This window comes from Mycolicibacterium brisbanense (assembly GCF_001570425.1).
In the GTDB taxonomy this organism is placed as follows: domain Bacteria; phylum Actinomycetota; class Actinomycetes; order Mycobacteriales; family Mycobacteriaceae; genus Mycobacterium; species Mycobacterium brisbanense.
On sequence record NZ_BCSX01000051.1, the window covers coordinates 51410 to 67330 of the forward strand.

Here is a 15921-nt window from a genome sequence, read left to right on the forward strand (position 1 = left end):
GAGCCGGATACCCGCAGGTGACGGCATCGAAACGCAACGCGCTATCAAACATGTTTCGCACGTGGTGCTTTCGCCATCAGCGTCACTCGTAAGGCGGATACTGCGCGGCCTTGAGCGTCCGAGCCAGGTGTGCGGCGTTGCGTGCGGCGGCTTGGGTGGCGGACGCGACCGCGCCGGGCACGGTGTCGAGTTCGTTGTAGTCGGTGGACTCCATCGCGGCGCCGTTCCAGTACGTACAGCCTTGCGCGGGAATGGTGTAGCCGACGTCGTTGAGTGCCTGGAACAGATCGGCCACAGTCTTGTGGGCTCCGTCCTCGTTGCCCACGACGCTCACGATCGCCACTTTGCCTGCCAGGATGGGCCGCCCACCATCGCCCTTTTCGGAGAGCTCGGCGTCGAGGCGCTCCAGGACGCGCTGTGCCACGCTCGACGGATGCCCGAGCCAGACCGGTGTGCTGATCAGGAGAATGTCGGCGTCGAGAACCTGCCGCCGCAAGGCGGGCCATTCGTCGCCGTCGCCCATGTCCGTGGCGACCCCCGCAGCGATGTTGTAGTCGGCACACCGCTCCAATCCGTAGGTGACGCCCCACGGCGCGAACGCATCCATGACGTGCTGCGCCATCAACGCACTGCTGGAGGCCGCCGGGCCGGGTTTGAGCGTGCAGATCAGTCCCAGTACGTGCAACGGTGTTTCAGCCATGGCGCTGACGTACCCGGACGCGATGGCGTCAAACTTACCTCCGCCGCGTGACCGGCTCGTCGCCCGCGACAGTCACCGCGTCGTCGGGGCTCTCGTCGTAGAAGCTGAACACGCCGCTGCCCTCGCCGGAAACCACCTGAATCTCGTTCACGGTGAACCACCGGGCGGCCGCCGGGTCCCTGATGACATCGCCTTCCCTCACTTCGCGGGGAAGAACGGTCTCAACGGCGCCGTCAGCAGGCATGTCTGCGGATTACCCAGTGGTTGCGGCGGTTACTCCCACCGGCAGGCGGGTACTCGGCGAACGAGCTGAACACACGAGGGAGGCGGCATGACGACGAGCGTCGGTGACTACTTGATCGAACGACTGCGCGACTGGGGAATCAAACACGTCTTTGCCTATCCGGGCGACGGGATCAACGGGATCGTGGCGGCGTTCGGCCGGGCCAAGGATGCCCCGCAGTTCGTCCAGGCCCGGCACGAGGAGATGGCGGCGTTCGAGGCGACGGGCTACGCGAAGTTCACCGGTGACGTCGGCGTGTGCATGGCGACCTCAGGGCCCGGCGCGATCCACCTGCTCAACGGGCTCTACGACGCCAAGCTGGATCGGGTCCCCGTCGTGGCCATCGTCGGGCAGACCGCCCGCAGCGCCATGGGCGGCAGCTACCAGCAGGAAGTCGATCTGCAGAGTCTGTACAAGGACGTGGCCAGCGATTACCTGGTGGAGGTCAACGTCGCCAGCCAGCTGCCCAATGCCCTGGACCGGGCCATTCGTACAGCGCTGGCCCGGCGCGCACCCACCGCACTCGTGATCCCATCGGATCTGCAGGAGCAGCCGTACTCGGCGCCCGGCCACGAGTTCAAGCAAGTCCCGTCCAGCGATGCGATGTACGTCCGTCCCGTGGTGGACCCGCAGAGTGACCAGATTCGCAGGGCCGCAGACATATTGAACGCGGGTTCGCGGGTCGCCATCCTGATCGGCCAGGGTGCGCGTTCGGCCGCGGCCCAGGTACGCGAGCTCGCGGAGCTCACCGGCGCGGGGGTGGCCAAGGCGCTGCTCGGCAAGGACGTGCTGTCCGACGACCTGCCCTACGTCACCGGATCCATCGGGTTGCTCGGAACCCGGCCCAGCTACGAGCTCATGCGTGAGTGCGACACGCTGCTCATCGTCGGCTCGAATTTCCCTTACAGTCAGTTCCTTCCGGATTTCGGGCAGGCCCGCGCCATCCAGATCGACATCGACGGGGCAGCCATCGGCATGCGGTACCCCACCGAGGTGAACATCGTCGCCGACGCCGAAAGTGCGCTCAGGGCACTGCTTCCGCTGGTGGAGCCGAAACAGGACCGCTCGTGGCGGGAGGGCATCGAACGCGGTGTGGCTCGGTGGTGGGAAACCCTGGAACGCCAGAGCATGCTCTCGGCCAAGCCGGTGAACCCCATGCGCATCGCGTGGGAACTCTCAGAGCGACTGCCGGACAACGCCATAGTGACCGCCGACTCGGGCTCGTCGACCAACTGGTATGCGCGGTGCCTGAAGTTCCGCGATGGAATGCGGGGATCGCTGTCGGGGACGCTTGCGACGATGGGCCCGGGTGTGCCCTATTCGATCGGGGCGAAGTTCGCACATCCGGACCGGCCCGTCATCGCGCTGGTCGGTGACGGCGCCATGCAGATGAACGGCATGGCCGAACTTCTCACGATCCTGCGGTACCGGTCGCAGTGGTCCGATCCGCGGCTGGTGGTCTGCGTATTCCACAACAACGACCTCAACCAGGTCACCTGGGAGTTGCGCGCCATGGGTGGGGCTCCGAAATTCGTCGACTCACAATCTCTTCCCGATGTTTCGTACGCCGACATCGCCTGCACCATGGGGTTGAACGGCATCGCCGTGACCGATGGGGATTCGGTCGGCAATGCCTGGGATCAGGCCCTGGCGAGCGACGTCCCGACGGTGCTCGACATCCACTGCGATCCCGAAGTGCCGCCGATTCCGCCGCACGCCACCTACGAGCAGATCAAGGACATGGTCTCCGCTGTGCTCAAGGGTGACCCCAACGGCTGGCACCTGGTGTACCAAGGGGCCAAAACCAAGGCCCAGGAACTGATTCCACACTAGGGGCGACGAGATGACCAGTAACCAGGCACTGCGGCCATCGTCGCCGGCGGCGCCGCGCGAACCCGACGACGCCATAACTGATGACGAAAACGCAGTTACAGAAAGGAAATTCGGTGCCGACCAAAACCAGCAGGACGAATAACCAATTCGAGATCGACGTCACCGCCATTCGCGACGACGCCCGTAGACACATGGATGCCGGGGCGGTGACCAGTGGCAACACCATCGACGTCAAGCGACTGATCGATGTGCTCAACGAGGTCGTCGCCACGGAGGTGGTGTGCTACCTGCGCTACACCCAGCATGCGATCGCGGCGACCGGCATCGATCGGGCACAGGTTGCCGCGGAGTTCACCGAGCATGCCGCTGAGGAGCTGCAGCACGGAAAGTGGGCCGCGGAGCGGGTCAGCCAGCTCGGCGGTGATCCCGACTTCGACCCGACCACCCTGGCTCAGCGCAGCCACACCGAATACGTGACCGTCGAAGACGCCGACCTCAAGCGGATGTTGCAGGAGAATCTGGTCGCGGAGCGCATCGTCATCACCAGCTATCAGGAGATCATCCGGTGGATCGGAGATGCCGACCCCACCACCCGACGCCTGATGGAGAAAATTTTAGAGCAAGAAGAGGAACACGCCGACGACCTCAACGATCTGCTGGGCAACTAGCGGACGCAGCGACGGCGCACGGTGAGATCATGGACGTCGATCACCCGGAGCAGGACCAGCGGTGGGACACCCGTCAACGAAACGAGACGGAAACGGAACGGCTGGACCGTAATTGGGCCAGCCTGCTGCAGGAACTGAGGGTTACTCAGACCGGCGTGCAGCTGTTGACGGGATTCTTGCTGACCCTGCCCTTCCAGCAGCGATTCGGAGTGCTCGACGAGCGGATGCGGATCGTGTACCTGGCCACGGTGGGCGCATCGGTCGCGGCCACGGTGCTCTTGATAGCTCCGGTCGGGATGCACCGGCTGTTGTTCCGGCGGCACCGATTGGCAGTTCTGGTGGCTGCGGCGCACCGGTGCGCATACACGGGGCTGATCCTGCTCGGGGTGGCGCTCGTGGGCGTCACGGTGATCGTCTTCGATTCGGTGGCCGGTGGCACGGTCGCCTTGATCGCAGGCGCCGTCGCATTGGTGATGTTCGCGTTGTTCTGGTTGGCGGTACCACTTTTCATGAGGACAGGCGAAGTGCAGCCTCCGACGCCGTGAGGACCGTTCACACGGTCAGGCCGAGTCTTTCGGCGAGCACCAGGAACGCGACGGCGTAGTCGTTGTCCGCGGTCTCTTTGCGAATCCGATCCCAGTCCAGCACCTCCCGGGTGGCCCGTACGGCCGGCAGCAGCGACGTGAAATCGCACCGATGTTCCTCAAGGGCCCGCAGTTTCTGAATCATCACGGTGGTGGGTGGCAAGACCGGCATGCGGACCGCGACCACATCCCGGTATTCGGCAGCCTCCAGAGTGGCCGGCTCGACGGCTACTCCGTTGACGTGGTGCAGTACGTCGACCACCACGTCGCCGGTGCGGGCCTTGAACAACCAGTCCTCGGGCGGCTGTTCGATGATGAAACCCGCGGCGGCCAGCGTGAGTTCCGCGGCCTGCGCGTCGGCTTGGGTGACCACGAAGTCGACATCGTGGTCGGGTTCCGGCGCACCGTACACCCACAGTGCGTAGCTTCCCGCCAGCGCGAACGACGGGCCGTGATCCCGCAGCGCGGCCGCCGATGTCTTCATCGCCGTCCGTAGTCGCTCGCGCCTGCCGACATGGTCGGTCGCATCCATGAAAGCTTGATACCCAACACATCGGCACGGCAATCGGGATTCGGGTGCGCCGCCCGTGAACCACGGCCCCACAACGGGTACGCCGAGACCATGCGACTGGCCACGTTCAACATCCTGCACGGCCGCACCGTCGACGACGGTGTGCACGTGGACCGGCTGCGGTCGTGCGTGACCACATTGGCGCCCGATGTGCTGGCGTTGCAGGAGGTGGACCGCGACCAAGAGCGGTCTGGGCGGGCCGATCTCACCGCGGTGGCGGCCGAGGCGATGGGTGCCACCGAACACCGGTTCGTGGCAGCCATCTCCGGCACCCCCGGCGCGACGTGGATGGCCGCGACAGGACGGGAACAGCCGGGCACTGCCGCGTACGGCATCGCGCTGTTGTCCCGGTACCCCGTGAGCAGCTGGCAGGTGCTGCGCCTGCCGCGTATTCCGATGCGGTTCCCGATGTACCTGCCGGGGCCAAGGCGCGTGCTCATGGTCCACGAGGAGCCGCGCACGGCCGTCGTCGCCCGCATCGAGACTCCGCTGGGTGCGATCACCGTCGCGTCGACCCACTTGTCCTTCGTCCCACTGTGGAACCGGCTCCAACTACGGCGTGTCGTCCACGATCTCGCAGGCTTCCCGGGCCCCCGGATCCTGGCCGGCGATCTCAACCTGACGGCCCCCGCCGTGCACCGCTGGTCCGGCATGCGACCGTTGGCCCACGGCGCCACGTTCCCTGCTGCGGAGCCCACGCGCCAGCTCGACCACATCCTCACCGACGATCGACGACTGTATGCTCGCGCGGCCGACACACCTCTGCTGCCGATATCAGACCATCGTGCGCTGGTGGCAGAGATTGCCCGTAGGTGAATTCGGCGTTCGGTGCGTTGAGGAACTCGGCAAACCGGGTAACCGGCAGCTATGGCTGCCGATCATGAACCGGGACACCTTGGCCTGCCTGAGAGTGTGCGCGCCTGCCTTTTCGACCTGGACGGCGTACTCACCGAGACTGCGAGCATTCACGAGCGGGCGTGGAAGTCGATGTTCGACGAATATCTGCGTCGCCATGGTGACGGCCGCGCGTTCAGTGCACACGATTACCTCCGGTACGTCGACGGCCGTACCCGCGAAGACGGCGTACGTGACTTCCTGGCCAGCCGCGGCATCCAGCTGCCCGAAGGCAATCCGGACGACAGCCCCGACGCAGACACCGTGCACGGGTTGGCCGCCCGCAAGAACGCGCTGTTCCGGCAATTCCTGAAGGGCGGCGGGGTCACCGCTTTCGCGGGTTCCCGGCGCTATCTGCAGGCGGTGCGGGAGGCCGGGCTCGGGATCGCGGTGGTCTCGTCGAGCATGAACACCCGCGAGGTGCTCGACATCACCGGGATGAGCACGTACGTCGCCTGCCGGGTCGATGGCATCACGGTGGTCGAGCAGCATCTGGCGGGCAAGCCTGCACCCGATTCATACCTGTACGCGGCGCGGCAACTCGGCGTCGCACCGGCGCACGCTGCGGTGTTCGAGGACGCGGTGGCCGGTGTACAGGCAGGCAGGGCAGGGAATTTCGGGTGCGTGGTCGGAGTGGACCGGACCGGGTCGGCAGATGAACTGCGCAGCAACGGTGCCGACGTCGTCGTGAACGATCTGGCCGAGTTGCTGGTGGCGCAATGATCACCGACACCGCGTTTCCCGTCGAGCCCTGGCAGCTGCGCGAGACCGAACTCCAGTTGAACCTCATCGCGCAGACCGAATCAGTGTTCGCTCTGTCCAACGGACACATCGGATTTCGCGGCAACCTCGACGAGGGGGAGCCGCACGGGCTTCCCGGCACCTATCTGAATTCGTTCTTCGAACTGCGCCCGCTGCCGTATGCCGAAGCCGGCTACGGCTATCCGGAAGAAGGCCAGTCGCTGATCAACGTGACCAACGGAAAGGTGCTGCGGCTGCTGGTCGACGACGAACCGTTCGACGTCCGTTATGGCGAACTGCTCGAGCACGAACGAATCTTGGATTTCCGGGCAGGTACGTTGACGCGACGGGCGCGCTGGTGTTCGCCGGCAGGCAAGCAGGTTCTCATGCAGTGGACCAGGCTGGTATCCCTGGAGCACCGCAGCGTCGCCGCGATCGAGTTCTGCATCGAGGCGGTCGATGAATTCGCGCGCATCACAGTGCAATCCGAACTCGTCGCCAACGAGGACCAGCCGGTCACATCGCCGGATCCGCGGGCCGCGGCGGTGCTCAGCCATCCGCTCAAGTCGGTCACCCACGAAGGCCGTGGCCAGCAGGCGCTGTTGATGCACCGCACCCGCTCAAGTGAACTGACCATGGCTGCGGCCATGGATCACGTCATCGAAGTGCCCGGCAGGGTCGACGTCTCGACCGAGACCGCTGCGGACCTCGCTCGCACCACTGTGATCTGCGGGCTGCGGGCGGGCCAACGGCTGCGCATCGTCAAGTTCCTCGCCTACGGCTGGTCCAGTCTGCGTTCGCGTCCGGCCCTGCACGACCAGGTCGCGGGCGCCATCGCCGGCGCTCGCTATTCCGGGTGGCAGGGTCTGCTCGATTCGCAGCGGGCGTACCTCGACGACTTCTGGGACAGCGCCGATGTGGAAATCGAAGGTAATCCACGCTGTCAGCAAGCCGTGCGCTTCGGGCTCTTCCACGTGTTGCAAGCGGGGGCCCGCGCGGAGCGGCGGGCAATACCCTCGAAGGGATTGACGGGCCCGGGCTACGACGGGCACGCGTTCTGGGACACCGAGGGTTTCGTGCTTCCGGTGCTGACCTACACCTGGCCGCAGGCAGCCGCCGATGCGTTGCGGTGGCGGGCCTCGACCCTGAACCTCGCCCGCGACCGTGCCGCGGAGCTGGACCTGGCGGGCGCCACCTTCCCGTGGCGGACCATCGGCGGCGAAGAATGCTCGGCGTACTGGCCTGCCGGTACCGCCGCGTGGCATGTGAACGCGGACATCGCCATGGCTTTCGAGCGGTACCGGGTGGTCACCGGCGACGGGTCACTCGAATCCGAATGCGGGCTGCCCGTTCTGGTGGAGACGGCCCGGCTCTGGTACGCCCTCGGCCACTACGACCGCCACGGGGAATGGCACATCGACGGTGTCACCGGTCCCGACGAGTACACGGCGGTGGTGCGCGACAACCTCTTCACCAACCTGATGGCCGCAGAGAATCTGCGGATCGCCGCGGCTGCCTGCGAGCGCCATCCCGGTCAGGCCGCGGCGCTGGAAGTCACGGCCGAGGAGATGGCCATGTGGCGGGAGGCCGCGGAAACCGTTCATGTGCCCTACGACAAGGAGCTGGAGGTGCATCAACAGTGCGAAGGATTCACCCGGCTGCGCGAATGGCAGTTCAGCGATGAGACCACCTACCCGCTGTTGCTGAGCCAGCCCTATGTGCGGCTCTATCCGTCGCAGGTGATCAAGCAGGCCGACCTGGTGCTGGCCATGCACTGGCTGGGGCATTGCTTCACCGACGAGCAGAAGGCGCGCAACGTCGACTACTACGAGCCCCGCACCACCCGCGACTCATCGTTGTCGGCGTGCACCCAGGCGGTGCTGTGTGCCGAGGTCGGGCATCTCGAGCTCGCGCATGACTATGCGGCTGAGGCCGCTCTGATGGACTTGCGCGACCTGGAGCACAACACACGGGACGGCCTGCACATGGCGTCGCTCGCCGGTGCGTGGACCGCCTTGCTCGCAGGGTTCGGCGGCCTGCGCGACGGGGAGGGGATCCTCGCGCTGGACCCGCAGCTGCCCGACGACATCACGCGGTTGAGATTTCGCCTGCGCTGGCGGGATTGCCGGGTCACCGTCGACATCACACATGACACCGCGACGTACACGTTGCGCGACGACACGCACGGGCGGCTGCGGCTGCGCCATGCCGGCCGCGATGTCGAACTGACCACGGAATCACCGGTTTCCGTGCCGCTGCGGCGCCGCACTCCGCTGCTGGCGCGACCCCAGCAGCCACCGGGGCGCGAACCTGCCCGGTGGGACAGCCAGTCGCAGTGAACCCGCGCGCCACGAACACAGGACATCCCCAGATTGAGATGTGTCCAGATGGGTAACTCTGTCTGAATTCGTGATGACGGGGACTTGAGATGTGGAGCTGACATGAACGTCCTGAATACCGCGGCAGACGTTGTGACCCGCACGGCGGACGCTGCCGTCGCGGGGGCTGGGGCGCTGAGCGGCGCTGTTGTCAACGGCGTCGTCGGCGGCGTGCGAGGGACCGCGTCCGGCGTCGTGGACGGATTCGGTAAGGGCAGCCATTCGGTCCCGGCGGCCGCGCTGACCATGGCTGCCGTGGGCGCCACCGGGCTCGTCGAGTGGCCTGTCGTGCTCCTGGTCGGCGGGACCGCGCTCGCGGTCCGCCAGCTCCACGGGCACACCGCTGACGCACAGGCCGACCAGCCGGCCCGGCCTACCGATTCAGCCACCCGGCCGCCGGCCAGACGCAGGCCGCGGACCACAGCCACGGCACGGAAAGCCAAGGCGTCCGCCGGAAAGTAAGGCCACCTGTGCATCTTCCGCGAACATTGCAGGGCGCGGCGCTGCTCCCTTTTCGCCTGGCGAATGCCGGCATAGGCACCGCGCTGTCCATGACGGTGGCGGGCGCGGCGCTGCTCGAGCAGCCGGTCCGGGTCGGCGACGGGGTGCTCAGGTCCGTGACCGGCGCCGTGTCAGAAGTATTCGGCGCCAACGCCTCCCGCCGATGCCGACAAGCCGGCGATCGGTGCTGGATCGAGGTTCGCGGGCTCAGTGAAACCGAACCCGGGGGCGATCTCGGCATCTCGGTGACACGGCTGCTTGAGCGCAGACCCGGTGTGGTGGCGGTAAAACTGAACTACCCGTTGTCCCGGGCCATCATCCGGGTGGACCCTGATTCAGCGGTGCTGAGCGAACTCTGCGCTGCGGTGGCGGCAGCCGAGCGGCAGGCGGGAGCGCCTGACGCGCACCGCACACCCGCCGACCTGCCGGGTGACGGCGCGGCCTACGCGGGTGCCCTGGCGGTGACCGCGTTGAACGCGTGTGGGCTCGCAGTGGCGCTGGCCGGCCGGGTGCTGCCGCTGCCCCGGGTGCCCAGTGCCCTCAACGCTGTGGTCAACGTGGTCGATTACCAACCCCGGATCCGGCGCGCCCTGGAAGACAGGTTCGGCGGCACCGCCACAGACACCGGACTCGGGCTGGCCACTGCCTTCAGCTATGCCCTCACGCAGGCGCCCGGCTCGCTCGCGGTCGATTTGCTGGTAAAAGCGCTGAGGGCGGCGGAAATTCGTGCTGCAGCGCAAGCCTGGTCGCGGCGCGAACCGGTGATGGCCGACCGCGCCGAATGCGTCGACGGTGTGCGACCGGCGCCCCGGCCCTGTCCGCGACCACCCGGTCCGATCGAACGCTACAGCGACCGGGCGGCAGCCGCCCAGGTGTCCGGCGGCCTGGCGGCAGGAGTGTTCGCACGAAATGTGAGCGCCATGGCCACCGCGGCGGTCATCGCTGCGCCGAAAGCCGCCCGCAACTGTCGTGAGTCGTTCGCCGCCACCCTCGGGCGCGGGCTCGCCGACCGCGGTGTGCTGACGCTGCGGCCCGCCGCGTTGCGCAGCCTCGACCGCATCGACGCCGTCGTACTCGACCCGCGCGCACTGGAAGTGGACGAATTGCGGATAGGCCGCATCCGCGATGTCGAGGAGGACGACCGCGGTGCGGTATGGCGTTGGGCGCAAGAGGAATTGGGCCGCGGTGCGCTGCGGCCCGGATGGCAACCGGTCCGCGGCGGTGCCAGACCGGGTGAGGTCCTTGTGCGCCCGGCTCACCACCGGCTGGCCGGCGCACTCATCGGCGAGCTGCAAGGCGACCAGTCGCTCGCGGTCTCTCTCGACGTCGAGAGCCTCGATGAGCTGCGCGCCGGCTTCGACGACCTCGCTGAGTGCGCGTCCTCCTACGACGAGGCGCTCGCCGCGACCGTGACAGCGCTGCAGCGCGACGGACGCACGGTCGCGGTGGTGTCGGCGGCCGCCGCTCAGGCTCTCGCCGATGCCGACGTGGCCATCGGTATCGCAAACGGGGATACCGGTGTATGGCATGCCGATCTGCTGTACGACGACCTGGCGGGCGTTTGGCATGTATTGCACGCGCTGCCCGCCGCGCGCCGGGCGAGCCACCGTGGCGTCGAGCTGGCCCTCGGCGGTTCACTGCTAGGTGCGCTGTTGATGATCCCCGGTGTGCGCGGGCGCGGGCCCGGCCCGGTGACCGCGGGCGCAGGTGCCGGAGCCTGGACCGGTCTGATGCTCGCGCGCAACGCACTGAAGTGCGAAACCCCTTCTCCAGCACCGCTATACGAGTGGCACGGCATGTCACCGAGAGAAGTGCGGGCGCTGCTCCCCGCTCCGCCCGACCCCCGGCGAAGACCACGTGCCCGGGTGAGTGGAGGCGCCGTGGCGGTGCTGCGCGGCACGCGCGCGGTTGCGGGTCCCGTGGCACGGGCGATCGCCGACTTCACCGACGCGGTCCGCGACGAGTTGTCCGATCCGCTGACCCCGGTGCTCGCGGTGGGGGCCGCGGCCAGTGCGGTTCTCGGGTCGCCGGTCGACGCAGTTCTTGTCGGGTCGGTGCTCGGCGGCAATGCGGTGCTGGCCGCCGTCCAGCGCGTTCGTGCCGAGCGGCTGCTCAGGAGGCTGATCACCGGGCAAGATCCGGTGGCGCGCAGGATGTCCGCCGACGGGCAGGTGCACAACGTCGGTAGCACCGAGCTGCGTCCAGGAGATGTGGTCGTGGTCGCAGCGGGCGAAGTGGTTCCCGCCGATGCCCGGCTCACCGACGCTGTCGACCTCGAGGTCGACGAGTCCGCGTTGACCGGTGAATCGCTCCCCGTGGTCAAGCATGTCCACGAGACACCGGCCGCCCCACTGGCCGAACGGGCATGCATGCTGCATGCCACCACGACCGTGGTCGCGGGATCGGCAGTCGCCATCGTCACCGCGGTGGGCGCCGACACCCAGGCACACCGCGCGGTCCACGGCATTCGTACGCGGGCGCCCGATGTCGGATTGCAGAGTCAGCTGCGCACTTTGACCAACAAGGCCTGGCCGTTCAGTCTCTTCGGCGGCGCGTTGGTCAGCGGGCTCGGATTGCTGCGGCACACCGGTCTGCGCGAGGCCGTCAGCAGCGGGGTGGCCGTGGGCGTGGCGGCGGTTCCCGAAGGTCTGCCACTGGTGGCGACCCTGGCGCAGCAGGCCTCGGCTCGGCGGCTCACCCGGTGCGGTGTGCTGGTCCGCGCCCCTCGCTCCGTCGAAGCACTCGGCCGCGTCGATGTCGTCTGCTTCGACAAGACCGGGACACTGAGCGAAAACCGGTTGCGCGTCGTGCAGGTCGAGCACGCATCCGGGATGTCCGCTGAACACGTTCTCGCTCAGGCTGGTTCGGCCACACCACCGCCGAATGGCGACCGGCACGAACACGCGACCGACCTCGCGGTCGCCGAGGCGGCACGCGGTCAGGAGATGACCGAAATCGACACCGATGCAATACATCTCCCGTTTCGTTCGGGACGGCCGTTCTCGGCTTCCATCAACGGAACGCGGCTGTGCGTCAAGGGCGCTCCCGAGGTGGTACTCGCGGACTGCGACGGCGCCGAAACGGCCGACGTGTGGCAGCGGGTCCAGACCATGGCCGCCGACGGCTTGCGCGTCATCGCGGTCGCGCATCGGGAACTCTCGGAGCGCCAGGCCGCGGCGGCCCGTGACGACTCCGAGTTCTTCGCGGCGTTGTGCGTCGAGAATCTGTGCTACAGCGGATTGCTCGGGTTGTCCGACACGCCGCGGCCGGATGCGGAGGAGGTCCTGGCGAGCCTTTCCGATCGTGGTATCGGGATCCGGTTGATCACCGGCGACCATCCGGTCACCGCAGCGGCGATTGCCACGCGGCTGGGGTTGTCCGTATCCGTCGGCGATGTGATCAGTGGCTCGCAATGGGAGTCGATGCCGCGCCGGCTGCGGGAACGCGCGGTACGCGAGGGGATCGTCTTCGCGCGCATGTCTCCGGAGCACAAGGTGCAAGTGGTGGAGACGCTCGAGAAAACCGGGCTGGTGTGCGCCATGGTCGGCGACGGCGCCAACGATGCGGCCGCGATCAGAACCGCGACGGTCGGCATCGGAGTCGCCTCCCGGGGCAGTGATCCCGCCCGCACGGCAGCAGATGTGATGCTGCTCGACGGCCGCATCAGCTCGCTGTTGGATGCGCTGGACGAAGGACGTCAGCTGTGGGACCGGGTCCAGGCCGCAGTGTCGATCCTGTTGGGCGGCAACGCCGGTGAGGTGGCATTCGCGGTGGCAGGGACCGCGCTCACCGGGCGAGCGCCGCTGAACACCCGGCAACTGCTGTTGGTGAACATGTTGACCGACGCGTTGCCCGCGGCGGCGCTGGCGGTGGCTCCGCCCGATCCGGGGGCGCAATCCGGGGCGCGGGGACCTGATCAGGCTGCGCTGTGGCGCGCAGTGGGGATACGCGGTGCCACCACGGCCAGCGCCGCGACCGCAGCGTGGGTGGTGGGCCTTGCCACCGGGCGCCGCAGCCGGGCCTCGACGATCGCGCTGATCGCTCTGGTGGCAGCGCAACTGGGTCAGACACTGATCGACTCCCGCAGCGCGTTGGTGATCGGCACCGCCGCCGGTTCACTCGTCGCGCTCGGCGTCGTGATCAGCACGCCCGGGGTGAGCCATCTTCTGGGCAACACACCGCTGGGCCCGGTGGGGTGGGCGCAAGCTCTGAGCTGTGCGGCCGTCGCGACCGGTATCGCCGCGCTCGTGACGCTGCGGGCTCACGATAGGAGAGGGGAATGACATGGTGCAGAGGTCGCCGACGAAGCGCCACCTGACCGTCAACGAGAGGATCCGGGAAGCGGACACCGTCGAGATCGGGCTGCCATTATTGGGCACGGTGCGCATCCGGCAACCCGAACGGCTGGTCTACTACGGCGCTGTCGCCGTGCTGGCGGCAGCCGAGATCATCGAGTGGCCGGTGGCTCTGGTGCTCGGTGTGGGCCATGCGCTGGCCGACAACCACCACAGCAAGGTTGTGCAAGAACTGGGTTCAGCTCTTGAAGAAGCATGATGTGCGCCGTCATTCGACGACGTCGTAGAACGAATCACCGTCTTCCGGTGTGCCGTCGATCTGCCCCTTGGTGCGCGCCTGTTCGTTGCGCGTGAGCGCATCCGGCTCCGACTCGGATCCGCGCGGCGACATCGTGTCGTCCGGATCAGTCGCCACATCGTCCGGTGACGTGTCGGGGGTTTCCTCGGCAAGCCGATCATCCAGCGACTCGTTTTCCTTCGGTTCGATCCATTGCTCGGGCGGATCCACCGTCTGGTCTCCGTCGTCGTTGCGGACCTCGTCGGAGTCGAGGCTCTCCTGCTGGTCGAGCATGTTGTCGTCTTCTCGTGCCATCACCGCAGATTGCCCGTCGCCGTGGTCGGCCAAACCGGACGACACGGCTTGCGCATTACCGGTTTCGACTTGGCCCCACACGGCAACTCCACGGGCATGCCGATGTCGGGGCCTCGCGGAGATGATGCGGCGGTGACACCGGTTGTGCGGCGGACCGCCGAGTGGGCGTGGCGGCTACTCGTGATCGCGGTGGCAGTGGTGGTGTTGTTCGAGGCGTTGCTGCGCCTTGGCGTGGTGGTGGTTCCGGTCGCGCTGGCGATGCTCGTCACGGCATTGCTGCTGCCGGTGGTCGACCTGCTGGACCGGTTCGGCGCTCCACGCGGAGTGGCGGTCGCGTTGGTGATGGTGGCCGGGCTGGCCGTGGTGAGCGGGATACTGGCGTTTGTCATCACCCAATTCATCGACGGTGCCCCCGGTTTGGTCGATCAGGTCACCCACAGCATCGACTCGACTCGCGACTGGCTGATCAACGGGCCTGCTCACCTCAGTCCGGATCAGATCAATCATGCCGGCGACACGGCGATCCAGTCTCTGCGCAACCACCAGGAACAGCTCACCACCGGTGCGTTGTCCACCGCGGGAACTCTGTCGGAGATCCTCACCGGTGCGCTGCTGGGCCTCTTCACGGTGATCTTCTTTCTGCTCGACGGCCGGAATATCTGGCGATTCGTCACGTTGATCGCGCCGTCGAACATGCGCGAGCGGATCCGCAAGGCAGGCAACGCCGGATTCCACTCCCTGATCGGCTACATCCGTGCGACGTCGCTCGTCGCCCTCGTCGACGCCGCGGGTATCGGCACCGCGCTGGCCATCATGGGCATACCGCTTGCGTTGCCGTTGGCATCGGTGGTGTTCCTCGGTGCGTTCATCCCATTGATCGGGGCACTGGTCTCCGGATTTCTCGCGATCGTGGTGGCCCTGTTGGCCAAAGGGCTGCTGTACGCACTCATCACGCTCGGCGTCATCGTGGCCGTCATGCAGATCGAGGCGCACGTTCTGCAGCCTCTGGTGATGGGCCGGGCGGTATCCATCCATCCGCTGGCCGTGGTCCTCGGCATCACCGCAGGTGGAGTACTGGCCGGAGTCGTCGGAGCGTTGCTGGCAGTGCCGACCATTGCGTTCGTCAACAGTGCCGCACGGGTACTGATGAGGGAACAGCCTGTGCCGCAGGACAGTTCCGTCGACGGCGCCGCGCTCGGACGTTCGGCTGAAGGAGCCAGATCATGACGGCCAGACGAGTCGAAGGGGCAGCCGCCTACGTCCCCGAGACGACTGACCTCGAGCGTCTCGCCGGTGCCGTGCAGGACTGTCGCGGGTGCGACTTGTTCCGCGACACGACCCAGGCCGTGTTCGGCGCGGGGACGGCGGCGGCCGCCATGATGTTGGTCGGCGAGCAGCCTGGTGATCGGGAGGACCTCGACGGGCGGCCCTTTGTCGGACCGGCCGGTCGGGTCCTAGACGACGCCCTGCTCGCCGCCGAGATCACCAGGAAGCAGGTCTATCTGACCAACGCCGTCAAACATTTCAAGTTCACCCGGGCGGCCGGTCAAAAGCGTCGCATCCACAAGACGCCGAGCCGGACCGAAGTGGTCGCCTGCCGGCCGTGGTTGTTCGCCGAACTGGGCGCCGTACAGCCCGATGTGCTGGTACTACTCGGCGCAACGGCGGCAAAAGCATTGATGGGAAACGATTTCCGTCTTTCCGCTCATCGCGGCGAGGTATTGCGGCCACCCGATACGGTCATGGCCGGCAACGATCTGCAGGTCGTGGTGAGCATCCACCCGTCTGCTGTACTGCGCACACCGCGCGAGGACCGGGACGCGGCCTATGACGGGCTGGTGGCCGACCTGCGGCTGGCCGCGTCGCTGCTCGCCTGACCCG

15 protein-coding genes are annotated in these 15921 nt (G+C 67.2%); 11 read left to right on the top strand and 4 right to left on the bottom strand.

The features are described from left to right. Nucleotides 1-82 precede the first annotated feature (82 nt). The gene (locus RMCB_RS29095; protein ID WP_062831527.1) at nucleotides 83-700 is read right to left on the bottom strand and encodes a flavodoxin family protein; all 618 of its coding nucleotides are present in this window, start codon (nucleotides 698-700) and stop codon (nucleotides 83-85) included. 34 nt (nucleotides 701-734) lie between these two features. Continuing rightward, the gene (locus RMCB_RS29100) at nucleotides 735-944 is read right to left on the bottom strand and encodes a hypothetical protein (protein ID WP_062831528.1); all 210 of its coding nucleotides are present in this window, start codon (nucleotides 942-944) and stop codon (nucleotides 735-737) included. Between the two features lie 87 nt (nucleotides 945-1031). Here RMCB_RS29100 and RMCB_RS29105 point away from each other — a divergent pair, with 87 nt between their 5' ends. From RMCB_RS29105 to RMCB_RS29115, 3 genes are all read left to right on the top strand, one after another. Next, nucleotides 1032-2816, top strand: coding sequence for a thiamine pyrophosphate-requiring protein (locus RMCB_RS29105; RefSeq protein ID WP_062831529.1), 1785 nt, complete (start codon nucleotides 1032-1034; stop codon nucleotides 2814-2816). 113 nt (nucleotides 2817-2929) lie between these two features. Next, nucleotides 2930-3484: a ferritin-like domain-containing protein gene (locus RMCB_RS29110; RefSeq protein WP_234792274.1), complete on the top strand. Its 555-nt coding sequence runs from the start codon at nucleotides 2930-2932 to the stop codon at nucleotides 3482-3484. A 29-nt stretch (nucleotides 3485-3513) separates the two neighbouring features. Continuing rightward, the gene (locus RMCB_RS29115; protein ID WP_029370507.1) at nucleotides 3514-4029 is read left to right on the top strand and encodes a DUF6328 family protein; all 516 of its coding nucleotides are present in this window, start codon (nucleotides 3514-3516) and stop codon (nucleotides 4027-4029) included. Between the two features lie 7 nt (nucleotides 4030-4036). On the opposite strand, the gene RMCB_RS29120 is transcribed toward RMCB_RS29115, so the two are convergent. Next, nucleotides 4037-4600, bottom strand: a complete 564-nt coding sequence (locus RMCB_RS29120; RefSeq protein ID WP_062831531.1) for a nucleotidyltransferase — start codon at nucleotides 4598-4600, stop codon at nucleotides 4037-4039. 90 nt (nucleotides 4601-4690) lie between these two features. On the opposite strand from RMCB_RS29120, the gene RMCB_RS29125 reads away from it, so the two are divergent. From RMCB_RS29125 to RMCB_RS29150, 6 genes are all read left to right on the top strand, one after another. Next, the gene (locus RMCB_RS29125; RefSeq protein ID WP_062831532.1) at nucleotides 4691-5455 is read left to right on the top strand and encodes an endonuclease/exonuclease/phosphatase family protein; all 765 of its coding nucleotides are present in this window, start codon (nucleotides 4691-4693) and stop codon (nucleotides 5453-5455) included. A 51-nt stretch (nucleotides 5456-5506) separates the two neighbouring features. Further along, nucleotides 5507-6256: an HAD family hydrolase gene (locus RMCB_RS29130; RefSeq protein WP_062831533.1), complete on the top strand. Its 750-nt coding sequence runs from the start codon at nucleotides 5507-5509 to the stop codon at nucleotides 6254-6256. Next, nucleotides 6253-8613, top strand: a complete 2361-nt coding sequence (locus RMCB_RS29135) for a glycoside hydrolase family 65 protein (protein ID WP_062831534.1) — start codon at nucleotides 6253-6255, stop codon at nucleotides 8611-8613. The genes RMCB_RS29130 and RMCB_RS29135 overlap by 4 nt, the downstream gene beginning before the upstream one ends. 102 nt (nucleotides 8614-8715) lie before the next feature. Further along, nucleotides 8716-9114, top strand: a complete 399-nt coding sequence (locus RMCB_RS29140; RefSeq protein WP_062831535.1) for a hypothetical protein — start codon at nucleotides 8716-8718, stop codon at nucleotides 9112-9114. Between the two features lie 8 nt (nucleotides 9115-9122). After that, a complete protein-coding gene (locus RMCB_RS29145) occupies nucleotides 9123-13436 on the top strand; it encodes an HAD-IC family P-type ATPase (RefSeq protein ID WP_109784460.1) in 4314 nt (1437 codons plus the stop codon). A gap of 1 nt (nucleotide 13437) precedes the next feature. Then, the gene (locus RMCB_RS29150) at nucleotides 13438-13707 is read left to right on the top strand and encodes a hypothetical protein (RefSeq protein ID WP_062831537.1); all 270 of its coding nucleotides are present in this window, start codon (nucleotides 13438-13440) and stop codon (nucleotides 13705-13707) included. Between the two features lie 9 nt (nucleotides 13708-13716). Here RMCB_RS29150 and RMCB_RS29155 read toward each other — a convergent pair whose 3' ends face one another. Continuing rightward, a complete protein-coding gene (locus RMCB_RS29155) occupies nucleotides 13717-14040 on the bottom strand; it encodes a hypothetical protein (protein WP_062831672.1) in 324 nt (107 codons plus the stop codon). A gap of 102 nt (nucleotides 14041-14142) precedes the next feature. Here RMCB_RS29155 and RMCB_RS29160 point away from each other — a divergent pair, with 102 nt between their 5' ends. Together RMCB_RS29160 and RMCB_RS29165 are read left to right on the top strand one after the other, a co-directional pair. Beyond that, on the top strand, nucleotides 14143-15267 hold the full coding sequence (locus RMCB_RS29160; RefSeq protein ID WP_062831673.1) for an AI-2E family transporter: 1125 nt from the start codon (nucleotides 14143-14145) through the stop codon (nucleotides 15265-15267). After that, nucleotides 15264-15917 carry a UdgX family uracil-DNA binding protein gene (locus RMCB_RS29165; protein WP_062831538.1) on the top strand — a complete coding sequence of 218 codons (654 nt, stop codon included), beginning with the start codon at nucleotides 15264-15266 and terminating at the stop codon, nucleotides 15915-15917. Before RMCB_RS29160 ends, RMCB_RS29165 begins: the two co-directional genes overlap by 4 nt. Nucleotides 15918-15921 lie beyond the last annotated feature (4 nt).